Annotated in this window: 15 protein-coding genes and 1 pseudogene; 8 read left to right on the plus strand and 8 right to left on the minus strand. The window is 73.5% G+C overall.

Annotated features, from left to right (window positions below):
• Positions 1 to 173 precede the first annotated feature (173 nt).
• The gene (locus IE255_RS06115) at positions 174 to 2,096 is read left to right on the plus strand and encodes an FUSC family protein (RefSeq protein ID WP_190049059.1); all 1,923 of its coding nucleotides are present in this window, start codon (positions 174 to 176) and stop codon (positions 2,094 to 2,096) included.
• On the opposite strand, the gene IE255_RS06120 is transcribed toward IE255_RS06115, so the two are convergent.
• A complete protein-coding gene (locus tag IE255_RS06120; RefSeq protein ID WP_190049060.1) occupies positions 2,064 to 2,561 on the minus strand; it encodes a class I SAM-dependent methyltransferase in 498 nt (165 codons plus the stop codon). The genes IE255_RS06115 and IE255_RS06120 overlap by 33 nt on opposite strands.
• Positions 2,562 to 2,596: 35 nt before the next feature.
• Positions 2,597 to 3,544 carry an endonuclease/exonuclease/phosphatase family protein gene (locus IE255_RS06125; RefSeq protein ID WP_190049061.1) on the minus strand — a complete coding sequence of 316 codons (948 nt, stop codon included), beginning with the start codon at positions 3,542 to 3,544 and terminating at the stop codon, positions 2,597 to 2,599.
• A 134-nt stretch (positions 3,545 to 3,678) separates the two neighbouring features.
• On the opposite strand from IE255_RS06125, the pseudogene IE255_RS06130 reads away from it, so the two are divergent.
• The 3 genes and pseudogenes from IE255_RS06130 to IE255_RS06140 all read left to right on the plus strand — a co-directional run bounded on the left by IE255_RS06130 (position 3,679) and on the right by IE255_RS06140 (position 6,170).
• Positions 3,679 to 5,042, plus strand: a pseudogene (locus IE255_RS06130) (amidohydrolase).
• A gap of 100 nt (positions 5,043 to 5,142) precedes the next feature.
• Entirely contained in the window at positions 5,143 to 5,832 is a 690-nt protein-coding gene (locus tag IE255_RS06135; RefSeq protein WP_190049062.1) for a DUF899 domain-containing protein, read from the plus strand.
• A 155-nt stretch (positions 5,833 to 5,987) separates the two neighbouring features.
• Positions 5,988 to 6,170, plus strand: coding sequence for a DUF8839 family protein (locus tag IE255_RS06140; protein ID WP_190049063.1), 183 nt, complete (start codon positions 5,988 to 5,990; stop codon positions 6,168 to 6,170).
• Positions 6,171 to 6,179: 9 nt separating this feature from the next.
• Here the strand turns inward: IE255_RS06140 and IE255_RS06145 are convergent, their stop codons facing one another.
• The 3 genes from IE255_RS06145 to IE255_RS06155 form a co-directional block, all read right to left on the minus strand.
• Positions 6,180 to 8,177 (minus strand): ABC transporter ATP-binding protein, encoded by a 1,998-nt coding sequence (locus tag IE255_RS06145; RefSeq protein WP_190049064.1) that lies wholly within the window; start codon positions 8,175 to 8,177, stop codon positions 6,180 to 6,182.
• Between the two features lie 468 nt (positions 8,178 to 8,645).
• Entirely contained in the window at positions 8,646 to 9,080 is a 435-nt protein-coding gene (locus tag IE255_RS06150; protein ID WP_190049065.1) for a hypothetical protein, read from the minus strand.
• Entirely contained in the window at positions 9,077 to 9,727 is a 651-nt protein-coding gene (locus IE255_RS06155; RefSeq protein ID WP_190049066.1) for an ATP-binding protein, read from the minus strand. Before IE255_RS06155 ends, IE255_RS06150 begins: the two co-directional genes overlap by 4 nt.
• Before the next feature lie 243 nt (positions 9,728 to 9,970).
• Here IE255_RS06155 and IE255_RS06160 point away from each other — a divergent pair, with 243 nt between their 5' ends.
• The 3 genes from IE255_RS06160 (at position 9,971) to IE255_RS06170 (ending at position 11,976) form a co-directional block, all read left to right on the plus strand.
• Positions 9,971 to 10,831, plus strand: a complete 861-nt coding sequence (locus IE255_RS06160) for a Sco1979 family transcriptional regulator (protein WP_190049067.1) — start codon at positions 9,971 to 9,973, stop codon at positions 10,829 to 10,831.
• Complete coding sequence (locus tag IE255_RS06165) at positions 10,832 to 11,086, plus strand: DUF397 domain-containing protein (protein WP_020277664.1); 255 nt, start codon at positions 10,832 to 10,834, stop codon at positions 11,084 to 11,086.
• A 77-nt stretch (positions 11,087 to 11,163) separates the two neighbouring features.
• Positions 11,164 to 11,976: an SAM-dependent methyltransferase gene (locus tag IE255_RS06170; RefSeq protein WP_190049068.1), complete on the plus strand. Its 813-nt coding sequence runs from the start codon at positions 11,164 to 11,166 to the stop codon at positions 11,974 to 11,976.
• Positions 11,977 to 12,012: 36 nt separating this feature from the next.
• Here IE255_RS06170 and pdxR read toward each other — a convergent pair whose 3' ends face one another.
• Positions 12,013 to 13,425, minus strand: a complete 1,413-nt coding sequence (gene pdxR, locus IE255_RS06175) for a MocR-like pyridoxine biosynthesis transcription factor PdxR (protein ID WP_190049069.1) — start codon at positions 13,423 to 13,425, stop codon at positions 12,013 to 12,015.
• Positions 13,426 to 13,472: 47 nt separating this feature from the next.
• Here pdxR and IE255_RS06180 point away from each other — a divergent pair, with 47 nt between their 5' ends.
• A complete protein-coding gene (locus IE255_RS06180; RefSeq protein WP_190049070.1) occupies positions 13,473 to 13,958 on the plus strand; it encodes a carboxymuconolactone decarboxylase family protein in 486 nt (161 codons plus the stop codon).
• Positions 13,959 to 13,983: 25 nt separating this feature from the next.
• On the opposite strand, the gene IE255_RS06185 is transcribed toward IE255_RS06180, so the two are convergent.
• Together IE255_RS06185 and IE255_RS06190 are read right to left on the minus strand one after the other, a co-directional pair.
• Positions 13,984 to 15,474 (minus strand): glutamate synthase subunit beta, encoded by a 1,491-nt coding sequence (locus IE255_RS06185; RefSeq protein ID WP_190049071.1) that lies wholly within the window; start codon positions 15,472 to 15,474, stop codon positions 13,984 to 13,986.
• Positions 15,475 to 15,654: 180 nt separating this feature from the next.
• Positions 15,655 to 16,134, minus strand: coding sequence for an anthrone oxygenase family protein (locus IE255_RS06190; RefSeq protein ID WP_190049072.1), 480 nt, complete (start codon positions 16,132 to 16,134; stop codon positions 15,655 to 15,657).
• Between the last annotated feature and the right edge of the window lie 39 nt (positions 16,135 to 16,173).

The raw sequence follows: 16,173 nt of genomic DNA on the forward strand, positions 1-16,173 counted from the left end.
TTGCCGGGGCCGTCCCACTCCCGATTGCGTTCATAAAGAACCCGGCTTCCGACCGGTCCGTCACGTTCCGGAAACCTTTCCTCCAGGAACCCCGCCTACCGTGGGCACCGACCCCGCCCGGCCACCGTCGCCCGAAGGCCCACCCCTGCCTCCGACGAGACGACAGGAGCCCTGTGTCCCGGCCCACCCGTGTCCCCCTCGCGCTGCCGCCCTGGCTCGCGCATGCCCTGCGTGCTCAGCGGGGGCCGGTGCCCTGGAGCGCGGTGACGCGGGGGGCCCTGTCCGCCGGGCCGCTGTTGCTGGTGGCCGTGCAGGTCGGGCACACCTCGCTCGGCGTCGTCGCCGCCATCGCCGCCATGCTCGCCGGGATCAACGACCGGCCGGGGAGCCGGCGGGCCTCGGTCAAGCGGATCGGGGTGCCCGCGCTGGGCGGTGCCCTGGGGCTGGTGATCGGGACGTACGCCGGGCAGGAGACCGGCGCGGTCGTCCTGACCGTGATCCTCACCCTGGTGGGCCTGGTCGCCGGGGGGATCAGCGCCATTGGACCCGTCGCGTCCGCCGTCGGCACCCAGCTGCTCGTCGGTTCGGCGATCGGGGCCGGGATGCCCCTGCCGGAGCCGGGGTGGGAGCGCGCGCTCGGCTTCCTCGCCGGGGCCGGGTGGCTGCTCGCGCTCCGGCTCGTGCTGCCCACGCCCGGCTCCCTCGCCGGTGACTTCCGGTTCGACGGGGAGCGGCAGGCCGTGGCCGGCGTGTACGACGCCGTCGCCGAGCTCCTCGACGCCGTCGGCGGGCCCGAGGCCACCCGCCGCCGGGCCGCGCTCACCGCCGCCCTCGACCACGCGCAGGACGCCCTGGCCGGGCCCCGGCTGCGGCGGTACGCCTCCTCCTCCGCCGAGCGGCGGCTGCACGCGCAGTACGCCGCCGCCCTGCCCCTCGCCGAGGCCGCCACCGCACTCGCGTGGGCCGGCGAGGCCGTCTCCGAGCGGGCCTCCGAAGGCCCCCGGCGGCTCGCCGCCGCGGTCCGCGGCAACAGCCACACCGGGCCGCTGCCCGCGCCCTCCCGCTCGGCGCCCGCGCTGCGCGCCCTCGACGACGCGCTGCTGCACGCCGCCGAGGTGTTCGACCAGGGCAGGGGCGGAGACCTGCACACCCGGCCCCGTACCGCCCGGGACCGGCTGCGCGCCGCCTTGGGCAGCGCCGGACGCGAGTACGGGCTGCGCGTCGCCCTCTGCTTCGGGGCCAGCTCGGCGGTCGCCCAGGCCCTGCACCAGACCCAGTGGTACGGGCAGCACGAGCACTGGTACTGGCTGCCCGCCACCGCCGTCTTCCTCGTCAAGCCCGACCTGGGGCCGCTCGCCTCGCGGGTGCTGAACCGGGCCGCCGGCACCGTACTCGGCGCGCTCCTCTTCGCCGGGTTCGCCGCCGTCCTGCCCCGGCCGGAAGGGCTCATCGCGCTCGTCGCCCTCAGCGGTGCGCTCATCCCCGTCGCCACCCGGCACTTCGCCGCCCAGACCGCCGTCGTCACCGTCCTCGTCCTCGCCCTGGTCATGGTCGGCGGCGAGCCCCAGGCCTCCGCGGGCCGGATCGGGGAGACGCTGCTGGCCTGCGCGATCGTGCTGATCGTCGGGCATCTGCCGATGCCGGGACAGCGGGGCGGCGGTGTGCGCGCCCGGCTGGCGGCGGCGAACGAGGCCGCGCACGCCTACCTCACCCACGTCCTCGACGAGGCGGACACCCACGTCCTCACCAGGGCCGACGCCCCGCGCATCGGGACCTCCGGCACCCCCTCCGACCCCCGCGCCGCCCGCTGGACCCTGCGCCGCGAGGCCTACCGCACCCTCGCCGAGGCCCGCACGGCCATCTCCCTCGCCGCGCACGAACTGCCCGCCCTCGCCCGACACACCGAGGGCGCGGACGAGGTGGCCGACGTCCTCGAACGCCTCGTCGACACCACGACCGCCTGCGCCGTGCACCTCGACGACACGGGCCAGATCGGCCCCCGCCACCGGGAACGCCTCGCCGCCGTCCTCGCCGACCTCGCCGGACCGGTGGAGCGGGCGGGACTACGGCTGCCCCGGACGCCCCTCGCCGGGTAGCAGGCCCAGCACCGCCACCAGCCGGCCGTCCCGCACCGTCCGCGTCCCGAACCCGTGGCCCGCGACCGCCCGCTCGGCCTTCCGGGCGATCTCGGCGGCCCGCGTCCCGTCCGGCGGTTCCCAGCACAGGCAGAGCACCCCTCCCGGCGCCAGCCAGCGGCGCAGCGCCGTCAGTTCCGCGTCCGCCGGGCGGGTCCAGAAGAGGTTCACGTTCACCGCCAGGACCTTGTCGAAGGAGCCGGCGGCGAAGTCGGCGTCCTCCAGGGACCGGACGTGGAAGGCGGCCCTCCCGGCCGCGACCGCCTCGCTGTTGCGGCGGCGTGCCGCCGCCACGGCCGTGGCGGAGCGGTCGACGGCGGTGACGGTGCCCGTGGTGAGGCGGGCGAAGATCAGCGGGATCGCGACTCCCCGGCCGCAGCCGATCTCCAGCACGCGGTCGCCGGGGGCGGGGTCGAGGATCCCCACCGCCCACCTCAGGCGCTCCGGGACGTCGATGGTCCTCAGCCGCCGATCCGCACCCACACCGGGGCGTGGTCCGACCCGGGCGCGCCCCGCCGCTCCGCCGGGTCGGGGCCGACCGACGGCAGCCGGGGCGGGCCCTCGCCGGGCAGGCCCGTGCCCGCCGCCGTCACCCGGTGCACCAGACGGTGGCTGACCAGTATGTGGTCGATCAGCTCGGGCCGCCCGGAGTTGACGCGGGACCAGCGCTGTCCGGCCGGGATGAGCGGGGCCACGTCCCACAGCCGTGTCGCGTCGCCCTGGTCGGGCCTGTCGTATCCCGGCGTGCCGATCTCCGAGCCGGGCGGGCCGAGCAGGATCTGGGTGGTCGCCGCCTGTGTCTCGTCGTTCAGGTCGCCCAGTACCGCCACGTCCCGGGCCCGCCCGTCGCCCTCCAGCAGCTCGTCCGCGAGGGCGCGCAGGGCCGTCGCCTCCGCCGCCCGCCGGTACAGGGCGTAGGCGCCGTAGCGGGCCCGTTCGCCCTCGTCACGCGGGTGGAAGCGGCCGTCCGGGTACGACAGCAGCTTGGACTTGAGGTGGCAGACGGCCACCCGCAGCGGCCCGTCCTCGACCTCCACGGCCAGCAGGCCACGCCCCGCCCGCGCCACCGTCAGCCCCGAGTCGTCCACCTGCACGGGACGCAGCTGCGCCGGGAACGCCGTCGTGTCGGCCACGACCGTCAGGGGCGCACGGCTCAGGAACCCGACCCGTATGCCCCGGCTGTCCGCGTGCTCGGACAGGGCGAGATGCCAGTCGTCGTCGAGCATCCCGGCCAGGTCCTTCAGGGCCTCGGGGTCGCCGACCTCCTGCACGCCGAGCAGCGCCGGGTCGAGTTCGGTGATCACGGCGGCCAGCGCGGCGAGCTTCGCCCCGTACGCGGCGTCGTCCTCCGGGCCGTACGGGCCGCCGGGCCGGTAGAGGTTCTCCAGGTTCCAGGTGCCGAGGAGCATGCCGGGCTCCTTTCCGAAGCCGACAGGCGGGGTGGTGAGGCCAGGGTGCCTGCCCGGCCGGCCCCGCGACAGAGCCGCGACGGGATGTGCGGTTCGGCTCCTGCCGCCCTACGACGTCGTCGTACGTTGGCGTGATGACGCCTTCTGCCGCGGACAGTCCCGCCGACCTCATCATCAGCGCATGTACCGTCCTCGTGCACGACGATCAAGAGCGGATCGGGTTCGAGGAGGACGCCGCGATCGTCGTACGGAACGGGCTCGTCGAGGCGGTCACGACCTCGGCGGCGGTCGCGGACCTGCCCGCCGCCGAGCGGATCGACGCCCGCGGCCAGGTCGCCCTGCCCGGCCTGGTCAACTGTCACACGCACGCGCCGATGGTCGCGCTGCGCGGCCTCGCCGAGGACTTGCCGACCGAGGAGTGGTTCAACGGCGTCGTCTGGCCCGTCGAGTCCAACCTCACGGCGAAGGACGTCGAGTTGGGGGCGCGGCTCGCCTGCGCCGAGATGATCCGCGGCGGCGTCACCTGCTTCGCCGACCACTACTTCGCCATGGACGCGGTGGCGCGCGTGGTCGCGGAGTGCGGCATGCGGGCGCTGCTGGGGGAGGCCTTCTTCTCCTCGCAGGGGCCCGAAGACCGGGAGCGGTCACTGGAGTTCGCGCTCCGCCACCGGGACTCGGCCGACGGCCGCATCACCACCGCGCTCGCGCCCCACGCCCCCTACACCGTCGTCGACGACGACCTCGCCGCCACCGCCGAGCTCGCCCGCACGCACGGCCTGCCCGTGCACCTCCACGCCGCCGAGAACCGCGATCAGACCGAGACCAGCCTCACCCGCCACGGCGTCACCCCGGTCGAGGTCCTGGCCCGCACCGGCATCCTCGACACGGACGTCCTCCTCGCCCACGGCACCGGCATCGTCGACCGCGACCTGCCCCTCCTGGAGCGGGCGGACGGTCGTACGGCCGTCGCCACCGCGCCCCGCGGCTACCTCAAGTTCGCCTGGCCCGACACCACACCCGTCCGCGCCCTGCGCGCCATCGGCGTCGACGTCGGACTCGCCACCGACGGGGCCGCCTCCAACAACTCCCTCGACGTGTGGGAGTCGATGGCCCTCACCTCGCTGGTCCAGAAGTCGGCCGAGGGCGACCCGCGGTGGCTGACTCCCGCCAGGCCCTGCACCACGCCACCCTCCAGAGCGCCCGCGCCGTGGGACTGGGGGACACGGTGGGCAGCATCGCGCCGGGCCGCCGGGCGGACCTCGTCCTGGTCGACCTCACCGGGCCGCACACACAGCCCGTCCACGACCTCGCCGCCACCCTCGTGCACAGCGCCCGCTCCGCCGACGTGCGCACCACGATCGTCGACGGACGGATCCTGATGCGCGACCGGGAACTGCTGACGATCGACGTGCCGGCGGTGGTGCGGGAGCTGCAGGAGCGCCTGCCCGCGCTCGTCGACCGAAGCCACGGCCGGCGCATCCAGGAGTACGACACCTGACGCCCCGGAAACCGATCGCGAAAATTCCTCCGGACAGCGATGAGTTCCGCCCCTCCCGCCGGTCACCACCCCGGACGGACCGTTTGTCACAGGAGGGCCCATGTCGCTTCCGGAGATCGTCTCGCGCGAGCAGTGGCGCGCGGCGCGCGCGGAACTGCTGGTCAAGGAGAAGGCCGTCACCCGCGCGCGGGACGCGCTGGGCGCAGAGCGGCGCGGACTGCCCATGGTGGAGGTCGAGGAGGAGTACGTGTTCGAGGGCGGGGACGGCAAGGCCACCCTGCTCGACCTGTTCGAGGGCCGGCACCAGCTGGTCGTCTACCACTTCATGTTCGCGCCGGAGTGGGACGCCGGCTGCCGCAGCTGCTCCGGATTCCTGGACCAAATAGGGCATCTCGCCCATCTCGAGGCCCGCAGTACGTCGTTCGCGGCCGTGTCCCGGGCTCCGTACCCGAAGCTCCTGCCGTTCAAGGCGCGGATGGGCTGGACCGTACCCTGGTACTCCTCGTACGGCACCGACTTCAACCGCGACTACGAGGTGACGCTCGAACGCGACGGCGAACTCGTCGAGCGGCCCGGCCTCAGCTGCTTCCTGCGGGACCGTGACCGGGTCTTCCACACCTACTCGACGTACGAGCGCGGGCTCGACGGCCTCGGCTCGACCACCAGCCTGCTGGACCTCACCGCGCTGGGCCGGCAGGAGGAGTGGGAGGAGCCCAAGGGGCGCGCGTCGGCTCTTGGTGCGCCTGCGGGGAATGAGCGCACCCGATATCACGATGAGTACGACGACTGATACGGAAAGTGAACATATAAGCCAGGCGGCTGAGAGGTTGGTCACACTTGACGGTGAACGCGTGTCAACTACGTCTCAGAACCGTCACTTCGTGAGCCGTTCACCCCATGGTTGGCGTTTAACTCTACGAGTACAGCGCTACATGGAGGTGCAGGGTGAACGGGCGAACGGTGCTCGAGAGCTTTCCCGCCGGTGGGCCGCGTGGCTCCTGGCCGGCGGAGGAGTTCGCGCAGGCGCGGCGTCTGGAGGGCCTGCCTGCCGAGGTCGTCATGGACCTCGCGACGGACATGTTCCTGGTGATCGTGCGCAGCGGGGACGGTGCCGACGCCACGGCGTGACCTCGTGGCTCAGCCCGCCTTCGGCGCCGGCACCTTCGGGACCGGCGCGACCGCCGGGGGCGTCCTGGTGAACTGCTCCGCCTGGAGCGCGTACAGCTCGGCGTAGAGCCCGCCGGTGGCCAGCAGCTCGTCCGGCGTCCCGGACTCCACGAGCCGGCCCTGGTCCAGGACGTGCACCAGGTCAGCATGGCGTACGGACGCCAGCCGGTGCGTGATCAGCACGACCGTCTGGCCGCTGTCGGCCAGGGCGCGGATCCGCTCGAAGACCTCCAGCTCGGCCCGGGCGTCCAGGGCCGCCGTGGGCTCGTCCACGATCAGGATGCGGCCCCTGCGGTAGGCCGCCCGGGCGATGCCGAGGCGCTGCCACTGGCCGCCCGACAGTTCGTGCCCGCCGCTGAAGTTGCGGGCGAGCAGCGTGTCCAGCCCGCGCGGCAGGTCCGCGACCACCGTCTCCGCCCCGGCCTCGGCGATGGACGCGGCCAGCCGCTCCTCGCAGACCGGCGCCGACGTGCGCCCCAGGGCGACGTTCACCCGGGCCGTGAACGGCCACCGCTTGAAGTCCTGCGCCACCATCGCGATCCGCTCGGCCAGCCGGTGCCGGTCGGCGGTCGCCGCGTCCACGTCGTCCCACAGGATCCGCCCCTTCTCCGGCGTGTACAGCCCGGCGAGCAGCTTGACCAGGGTCGTCTTGCCGGAGCCGTTCTCGCCGACCAGCGCCACGATCCGGCCGAGCGGCAGGGTGAGCGTCACGTCGTCGAGGGCGGGGCGGGCGTTGTCGCCCGGGTAGCGGAACGTGACGTTCTCGAAGCGGATCTCGCGCGGGTCCTCCGGCAGCGGCCGGCCGCCCTCCGGGATCGCCCGCTGCGCCGCCTCCGCGTACAGCCGGTGCAGGTCGCCGACGAAGAGCGCCTCCTCGTGCAGCGCGTTGACCTCCACCACGAGCGTGTCGAGGCTCTGCGAGCCGGTCCGGATCGCGATCACGGCCGTACCCGCCACCGACAGGGCCATCGCCCCCGTCAGCAGCAGCCCGCCGAGCGTCGCATACGTCGCCACCGTCGCCAGGCCCGTCCACGCCGCCGCGATCAGGCCGGTGCGGGCGGCCAGCCGGGCGAGGCGGGCCTGCTCGGCCTCGGCCGTCTCCGACATCGCACGGAAGTGCCGCAGCAGGAACGCGCCCACGCCGTGCACCCGGATCTCCGGGGCGGCCTCGGGCTCGATCAGCAGGTTGCCGAGCAGCCGCCCGGCCCGGGCGTGCTGCACCCAGGCGTGGAAGGACTCGTAGCGCCGCCGGGCGACGGTCAGCGCGCTCCAGGCGCTCGGCAGGGTCATGGTCACCAGCAGCGGCAGCAGGGCCGGGTGCAGCACGGTCAGCACGCCGGCCGCCGCCACCAGCGAGATCATCGCGTTGATCACACGCGTCCCGTAGGCGATCATCCGGCGCGCGGAGGCGGCGCCGTACTGCGCGGTGTCCAGCAGCTTGTGGAAGGCGTGGTCCTCGATCGCGGCCAGCTCCACGGCCGCGGCCCGCTCCAGGTACTGCTCGGTCGCGACCCTCTCCACTTTGGGCTCCAGGCGGCCGGTGGCATACGTGCTGGCGGCCCGCAGCAGTGCCGCGACCAGCATCACGACGGCCACGGTGACCAGGGCCGGGACGGCTCCGCGCAGCCGGTCCTCGATCGGCCCGCCGCCCATCAACCGCGCTAGCACACTGTTGACCGCGAGCAGGCTCACCGCCTGCGCCACGCCCCGGCCCGCCTCGGCCGCCAGCACGATCCGCGCGGCGCCCCGGTCGGCCTGCCGGGCGAGCCGGAGGCTGGACGCCAGCAGGGACGGCAGCCGGGTGATCATGGCGCGGAAGTTCAGCTCCAGGAACGCGTCGGCGTGCTGGTTCCAGCCCATGTCGTAGCGCAGCGGCCCGCCGAAGAGCAGCCGCTCCGATTCGGACACCTCCGGCGCGGTCCGCTTCTTCGCCACCGTCGACCGACCTCCCGCTCGTGGCCCGTTCATGGATGAACGGTCACTATTGCGGTGCGGTGCCCGCCCGGGCAGGGCGCAGCCCGGGGCGCCGGATGCGCGCGGGCGCACGACCCGGCCGAAGGCCGCACGGAACGGCGCGGAGTCGCGGGGTGGTCGTGCGAGGGAGCGGCGTCCGTGCCCTTCGGCGTCCCGTCCCTTCGGGGCACGGCCCTCACGCGCTGTCCGGCTGGTCCGGGTCCTTGGGCGCTGTCCGGCCGGTCTTGGTCTTCGGGCGCCGATGGGCGGGTTCTGGTCTTCGGGTGCTGTCCGGCTGGTCCTGGTCCTCGGGCGCTGTCCGGCCGGTCTTGGTCCTGGTCCTCGGGCGCTGTCCGGCCGGTCTTGGTCCTCGGGCGTCGACGGGCGGGTTCTGGTCCTCGGGCGTCGACGGGCCGGTCCCGGTCCCCGGAACGCTGTCCGGCCGGTCCTGGTCCTCGGACGCCGACCGGCCGTTCGCGGCCCCTACGCGCTGACCGGCCGCGACCAGGACGGGGCCGTGCCCGTCACGCGGCACAAGGCCAGGTACAGCGGGATCGGCGGGGTGTACGGCAGCGTGCCGTCCGGGCGGTGGATCAGCTCGGGGATCTCCGGGGCGTCCGGGACGACCGCGCCGGTGGCGTAGTGCGCGGGGGCCGGCCACTCCAGGGCGTGGTCGGAGTCGGACGGCACCAGCCACCACCAGGTCGTCCCGTCGGCGTAGACGCAGCCCACGCGGGGCAGCCGGGGCATGACCAGCGGGCCGAGACGGGCCGGCACGGCGACGGCGTCGAAGCCGAGCGGGGCGGTCATGCCCTCGGGCACCGGCAGGCGCAGGGCCGGGCCCGGTGCGCGCAGCCCGCGCCGGAGGCGGGCCAGGGTGTCCAGGTTCAGCACGCGGCCGCCGTGCGCGGACGTCATGCCGGCCCCCGCTCTCGGTGACGCTCCTGGGCGGGCACCTCCGGCGCGCTCTTCGCGTGGCGCACCCGGGTTCCCTCCCCGTCGCCCGAACCGTCGGACGGACCGGGCTTCGGGCGGGTGCCCCAGCCCAGGTCGTTGCGGGGCCCGGCCGGGTCGTCCGGAGCGTCCGCCGTGCGCGGCAGCTCGGCCCAGACCAGCAGCCCGGGGCCGTGCTCGTGAGCACCCCAGGCACGGCAGAGGGCGTCGACGAGAAGCAGTCCCCTCCCGTGCTCCTCCTCGGGCCGTGTCCGGCTGGCGGCGTGGGGCTGGCCCGGGGCGCAGCCCTCGTCGCGCACGGCTATCCGCACCAGGTCGTCGCCGTCGTGCAGCTCGCACACTATGTGGGTGCTCGCCGTGTGCACGAGGGCGTTGGTGACCAGCTCGGACACCACCAGGGCCGCGCTGTCGCACGTGTCCTCGCACACCGACCAGCCGGTCAGCCGGGCCCGCGTCAGCCGTCTGGCCTGTGCGGGGGAACCCGGATGCGCGGCCAGCTCGAAACGGAACCGGCGCTCGGCGGCCCCGAGGGGACCCGCTCCAACACCGAGGCCGGGAAGGCCTGCGGCGGCGTCTGTTCCTAAGGGCGCGGACGGAATCACGCTTGCCACTATCGCCCCGCCGGGAACACTTGGCAAGTGTCACTCTGAAAATTGCAGAGTGCTGTGTGGCGGTCTGGAAGGCCGTGGCACACTGCTCGCAACAGCACCCCGCGCGGCGCCAGTTGAGATCGCCGAAGCTTCGTTCGAAACGTTTGTTTGGATCGACTCTTCGAAAAGGTCTTCGAATGGCGCCGCAGGGCTGTCAGCGTTCTTTTGTGGCCGGCTCGTCAGAACTCTTCGTGGAGGTGGAGCGTGAGCGAACCGCGGTCCGCGCCGACTGTCGGGCAGGTCGTCCTCGGTCGGCGCCTGTCGGACCTGCGGGAACGCGCCGGGATGAAGCGCGAGGAGGCCGCCCGCATCCTCCGCGTCGCCCCCGCCACGGTCCGCCGTATGGAAATGGCCGAGGTCGCGCTCAAAATCCCGTACCTGCAACTGCTTCTGAAGGCCTACGGAATCTGCGAGGAGGAGGCCGACGCCTTCGTCCAGCTGGCGGAGGAAGCGAACAGGCCCGGCTGGTGGCAGCGTTTCCACGACATCCTGCCCGGCTGGTTCTCGATGTACGTGAGCCTGGAAGGCGCGGCCAGCGTCATCCGCAGCTACGAACCGCATTTCGTCCCCGGCCTGTTGCAGACCGAGGAGTACGCGCGCGGAGTGCTCCGCTCGGGCGCCATCGGCCAGACCCGGCCCGAGGACATCGAGCGCCATGTCGCCCTGCGCATGCAGCGCCAGGACCTGCTCACCCGCGAGGACGCGCCCCGGCTGTGGGTCGTGATGGAAGAGACCGCGCTGCGGCGCCCGGTCGGCGGCCCGGAGGTGATGCGTGCCCAGATCGACAGGCTGCTTCAGGCCACGAAGCTGCCCAACGTGACGTTGCAGGTCGCCCCGTTCGCCAATGGGCCGCACCCGGGCACGTACGGACCGTTCGTGCTGTTCCGATTCGCCATGCCCGAACTGCCGGACATGGTCTACAGCGAGTACCTGACCGGCGCGGTCTATCTGGACGCGCGCGTCGAGGTGGCGACCCACCTCGAGGTCATGGACCGCATGGCGGCGCAGGCCGCTACGGCACATCGCACGAAGGAGATCCTCCGGGATCTCCGCAAGGAGCTGTGAATGGATCGCATCAAGCCGCGCAAACACGTCTACAACGGCATGCCCGCGCGTGACTTGGGCAGCGAAGGCTGGCACAAGCCGTGGAGCGGCGGCAACGGCGGCAACTGCCTGGAGGCGATGAAGCTCGCCGACGGCCGGATCGCCGTCCGCCAGTCCACCGACCCGGACGGTCCGGCGCTGATCTACACCACCGACGAGATGACGGCCTTCATCGAAGGAGCCAAGGCGGGGGAGGCGGACTTCCTGCTGTCCTGATGTGTTGCGGTTTCTCTGGCTCGACTTCCTATCCATGGTGCTGAATTGACTACCCTTTGTCCCTTACGGAGTGCCTCATGACCGGGCAGGACCCCACCTCGGCCGTCCAGATCGACACGACCAGACCCCATCCCGCGCGGATGTACGACTGGTACCTCGGCGGCAAGGACAACTACCCGGTCGACGAGGAGATGGGCCGCCAGATGCTCGCCCTCGACCCCAGGGTGCCGGTGATGGCGCGGGTCAACCGCGCGTTCATGCACCGGGCCACGCGCTGGCTGGCCCGCAGCGGCGTACGCCAGTTCCTGGACATCGGCACCGGCATCCCGACCGAGCCCAACCTCCACCAGGTCGCCCAGGAGACCGCCCCCGACGCCCGGGTCGTCTACTGCGACAACGACCCGATCGTGCTGGCCCACGCGGCGGCCCTGCTGCGCGGCACCGACGAGGGGGTGACCGAGTACCTCCAGGCCGACGTGCGCGACCCGGACGCCATCCTGGAGGGCGCGCGGAAGGTCCTGGACTTCACCCGGCCCGTCGCGCTGTCCCTGATCGCGCTGCTGCACTTCGTCTCCGACGAGGACGGCGCGCACGACCTGGTCGGCCGGCTGCTCGCCGAACTGCCCTCCGGCAGCTACCTGGGGATGACCCACGCGACGGCCGACTTCACCCCGGAGGAGTCGAAGGCGGCCACCGAGAAGCTCCGCGCCGCCGGCGTCACCCTGGCCCTGCGCTCCCGCGAGCAGTTCACCCGCTTCTTCGATGGCCTGGACCTCGTCGAGCCCGGCGTCGAGGTGCCGCACCACTGGCACCCCGAGCTGGGCGAGCCCGTGCCCGGGCAGGACGACGGGGTGATCCCCGGGTACGGGGCGGTGGCCCGCAAGCCGTAGCTCCACGTTGCTCCACGACGTTGCTTCACGGGTCGGTCAGGGCGGCGGCAGGGCACCGCACAGCGCCTCCAGGGCCGGCCCGTAGGCATGCTCGGACGGGGTCGCGTACCCCACGACGAGGCCGTCGCTCACCGGCATGTCCGCCTCCGGGTGCCGGAACGCGGCGAGGCCGTCGAGGGCGATGCCCTGCCAGACGGCGGCCTTGACCGCGGACGCCTCGGTGCCGGGCGGCAGCCGCAGCACCGCGTGCAGCCCGGCCGCGACGCCGGTGGCCTCGATGTGCGGCGCGTGCTCGGCGAGCGCGGCGACGAGCCGGTCCCGGCGGCTCCGGTACCGCTGCCGCATCCGCCGCACGTGCCGGTCGTACGACCCCGAGGTGATGAAGTCCGCCAGGCTCAGCTGGTCGAGGACGCTCGCCCACGCCTCCCGTTCCCCCTTGGCGGCCAGGACGGCGCCCACGTACCGCTCCGGCAGCACCATCCAGCCCAGCCGCACCGCCGGCGACAGGCTCTTGCTGACCGAGCCGAGGTGGATCACACGCTCGGGGTCGAGCCCCTGGACGGCGCCGACCGGCCTGCGGTCGTAGCGGAACTCCCCGTCGTAGTCGTCCTCCAGGACCAGCCCGCCACGCGCGCGTGCCCAGTCGATCACGGCGGCCCGGCGCGCGGGGTGCAGCGGGCCGCCGGTCGGGAACTGGTGCGCCGGCGTGAGCAGCACGGCCCGCTCGCGCCCCAACCGGTCGACCCGGGCGCCGTGTTCGTCGAGGGGCAGCGGCACGGTCCGCACACCGGCGGCGGCGAGGACCTCCCGGTGGAACCCGAGCCCGTACGCCTCCACCGCCAGGGGCCCGCGCAGGACGGCCCCGCCGAACAGCAGCCGCAGCGCGTGCGCGAAACCGGAGCAGATCACGATCCTGCCCGGCTCGGTCCGCACGCCACGCGCGCGTGCCAGGTACTCGGTGAGCGCCTCCCGCAGCTCGACCCGCCCGGCCGGGTCGCCCGGCCCGAACACCTCGTTCGGCGCCTGCTGGAGCGCCCTGCGGTAGGAGGCCAGCCAGGCGGCGCGCGGGAACGCGGAGATGTCCGGGGTGCCCTGCGTCAGGTCGTGCCGTGGTCCACGCGCGCGTGGCGGCGCCTTCCTGGGCACGCGGGCGGCCGGCCGCAGCGGCTCGGCCCGCTCCGCGACCCGGGTCCCCGAGCCTTGCCGGGCGGTGAGCCAGCCTTCCGCCACGAGCTCCGCGTACGCGTCGGCCACCGTGTTGCGGGCGACGCCGAGGTCGGCGGCGAGCGAGCGGTACGGCGGCAGCCGCGTGCCCGGAGCGAGCCGCCCGCTGCGCACGGCCTCGCGCAGGGCCCGGATCAGCGCCGCACGCCGACCACCCGGACTGGACAGCTCCAGATGCAGGTCGGCCCCGATCCGCTCCGCTGAATTGACCCACGAATCCGCCATGGAAATGCACCCTACCGTGGGTCTTTCGGGCCCGTAGGTTGAGGGACATGACGACGAACACGAGCACGAACAGCACCCCTGTGAAAGCCCCCCGGCTGGAGTTCGCCAAGTCCGCCCCGAAGGCCTTCCGGGCCCTCATCGCCTTCGACGCCGCCGCCCGTGAGGGCCTCGACCCGGCCCTCGTCGAACTGATCCAGATCCGCGCCTCGCACCTCAACCACTGCGCGTACTGCCTCCACATGCACACCAACGACGCCCGCAAGGCCGGCGAGAGCGAGGACCGGCTGCACATGGTCGCCGTGTGGCGCGAGGCCCGCCACTTCTTCACCGAGCGGGAGCAGGCGGCCCTCGCCCTCACGGAGGCGGTCACGATGGTCGCCGACGCCGGTGTCCCGGACGACGTGTACGCCGAGGCCGCCGCACAGTTCGACGAGCGGGAACTGGCCCAGGTGCTCGCCCTGATCCTCACGATCAACACGTGGAACCGGGTGGCGCTGTCCACGGGGAAGGCGGCGGGGACGGACGAGAGGTGACCGGAGGCGCTGATGACCGGAGCGGCTACACCGCCATGGGCCGGTCGTACGGTCCGATCGGGGCGGGCAGCGTGGAACTGCCCGTCAGATGGCGGTCTACGGCGGCCGCCACCGCCCGCCCCTCGGCGATCGCCCAGACGATGAGCGACTGCCCCCGGGCGGCGTCCCCCGCGGCGAACACGCCGGGCACGTTCGTGGCGAAACCGGCGTCGCGCGCGATCGTGCCGCGGGGCTCCAGCTCCAGCCCCAGCTGGTCGACGAGCCCGTCCTGCCGGTCGGGCCCGGTGAAGCCGAGCGCGAGCAGTACGAGGTCGGCGGGGAGCGTCCGCCCGGTGCCGTCCACCGGGCGGCGCCACGCGTCCACCTCGACCAGGTGCAGCGACCGCACATGCCCCTCCGCGTCGCCGTCGAAGCGCAGCGTGGACGCCGCGAACAGCCGGGCGTCCGCGTCGGCCACCGGAGCGGTCCGCAGGTCACGGGCCTCCTCGTGCGCCGCGGACAGCCGGTAGACCCGCACCGGATACGTCGGCCAGGGCTCGGTGTCCTCGTCGCGCTCCGCGGCCGGTAGCGCGTAGATGTCCACCTGGGTCACGGACGCGGCGCCCTCCCGTACGGCCGTGCCCAGGCAGTCCGCCCCGGTGTCGCCGCCGCCGACGATGACGACGTGCTTCCCGGCGGCCGACAGCGGGGACGTCTCCAGATCGCCCTCGCACACCCGGTTGGCCAGCGGCAGGTACTCCATCGCCTGGTGAACACCCGTCAGCTCCCGGCCCGGGACGGAGAGTTCGCGCCATGCCGTCGCCCCCGTCGCGATCACCACGGCGTCGTAGCGGGTCCGCAGCTCGTCGGCCCCGATGTCCCGCCCGACCGCCGTCGACGTGCGGAACTTCGTCCCCTCGGCCGCCATCTGCTCCAGCCGCCGCTCCAGATGGTGCTTCTCCATCTTGAACGCGGGGATGCCGTACCGCATCAGCCCGCCGAGCCGGTCGTCCCGCTCGTACACCGCGACCGTGTGCCCGGCCCGGGTCAGCTGCTGGGCCGCGGCCAGCCCGGTGGGCCCCGAACCGATCACCGCGACCGTCTTGCCGGACAGCCGCTCCGGCGGGCCCGGCTTCGCGAAGCCCTCCTCCCACGCCCGGTCGGCGATCGCGCACTCGACGTTCTTGATGGTGACGGCCGGCTGGTTGATCGCCAGCACGCACCCCGCCTCGCACGGCGCCGGGCACAACCGGCCCGTGAACTCGGGAAAGTTGTTCGTCGCGTGCAGCCGGTCGGCGGCGGCCCGCCAGTCCTCCCGGGACACCAGGTCGTTCCACTCGGGGATCAGATTGCCCAGCGGACAGGCGTCGTGGCAGAAGGGGATGCCGCAGTCCATGCAGCGGTCGGCCTGCTTGCCGATGATCGGCAGCAGCGCCCCGGGGACGTAGACCTCGTTCCAGTCCCGCACCCGCTCCTCGACCGGCCTGCGCGGCCAGTCCTGGCGGGGCGTGGTCAGGAAACCCTTGGGATCGGCCATGGCCGTCTTCCTTGCGTGCGCGTGTGACAGGCCGTGCGTCGTCGGGCGGCACTCTTCCCGCCACGATACGTCCGCGTAGGCGTGCGCGCAGAGGGCCGGGCGGTGTCTGCCGCTGGGTGCCTGCCGCTGGGTGCCGGGCCTGCCGTCGGCGCCGGTGCCGGTCGGCGTGTGGCGCGGGCGTCAGGTGAGGGCCAGGACGTACGCCAGGGCCGCCCCGGCCGAGGCGACCGTGCGGACGTGGTTCCACATCGTCCACTCGCGCACATACGCCGGCCAATACGCGGCCGCCTCCGACGTGCCCGGCTCCAGCTTGGCCAGCGCGTCGTTGCGCGGCACGTTCGCGACCATGGTGAGCCCGAACGAGCCGAACAGGTACAGCGCACTGCCCACCAGCAGCTCCACCGTCCCCTCGTCCGGCCACACGACGAACGTCACCACGGCGATCACCGCGCACAGCACCGCCGAGCCGAGGAACACGGCCATGAAGGGCGGTGTCACCGCGGCCACGTTGATCGCGTGCATCGCGGCCACCCCCTGCGCGGGCGGCAGCGTGGCCAGGCCCCGCATGACGAAGGTCGAGAAGCCGCAGAACACCCCGGCCACCAGACCGGTCCCGAGCACACCCAGCACCGTCAGCACGAAGTACGGTCCGTCGATCATGTCAGCCTCTCCCGCCCGTCGAGCCGGGATCCTGCCCGG

The organism is Streptomyces lomondensis, from assembly GCF_014651035.1.
GTDB classification, from domain to species: Bacteria; Actinomycetota; Actinomycetes; order Streptomycetales; family Streptomycetaceae; genus Streptomyces; species Streptomyces lomondensis.

Bases quoted from the DNA above. Each gene is read 5' to 3' on its own strand.
- IE255_RS06125 (WP_190049061.1), bottom strand. From the start codon at position 3,544: ATGCTCCTCGGCACCTGGAACCTGGAGAACCTCTACCGGCCCGGCGGC.
- IE255_RS06170 (WP_190049068.1), top strand. From the start codon at position 11,164: ATGACCGGGCAGGACCCCACCTCGGCCGTCCAGATCGACACGACCAGA.
- IE255_RS06190 (WP_190049072.1), bottom strand. From the start codon at position 16,134: ATGATCGACGGACCGTACTTCGTGCTGACGGTGCTGGGTGTGCTCGGG.
- IE255_RS06150 (WP_190049065.1), bottom strand. From the start codon at position 9,080: ATGACGTCCGCGCACGGCGGCCGCGTGCTGAACCTGGACACCCTGGCC.
- IE255_RS06185 (WP_190049071.1), bottom strand. From the start codon at position 15,474: ATGGCCGATCCCAAGGGTTTCCTGACCACGCCCCGCCAGGACTGGCCG.
- IE255_RS06135 (WP_190049062.1), top strand. From the start codon at position 5,143: ATGTCGCTTCCGGAGATCGTCTCGCGCGAGCAGTGGCGCGCGGCGCGC.
- IE255_RS06165 (WP_020277664.1), top strand. From the start codon at position 10,832: ATGGATCGCATCAAGCCGCGCAAACACGTCTACAACGGCATGCCCGCG.
- pdxR (WP_190049069.1), bottom strand. From the start codon at position 13,425: ATGGCGGATTCGTGGGTCAATTCAGCGGAGCGGATCGGGGCCGACCTG.
- IE255_RS06145 (WP_190049064.1), bottom strand. From the start codon at position 8,177: ATGAACGGGCCACGAGCGGGAGGTCGGTCGACGGTGGCGAAGAAGCGG.
- IE255_RS06180 (WP_190049070.1), top strand. From the start codon at position 13,473: ATGACGACGAACACGAGCACGAACAGCACCCCTGTGAAAGCCCCCCGG.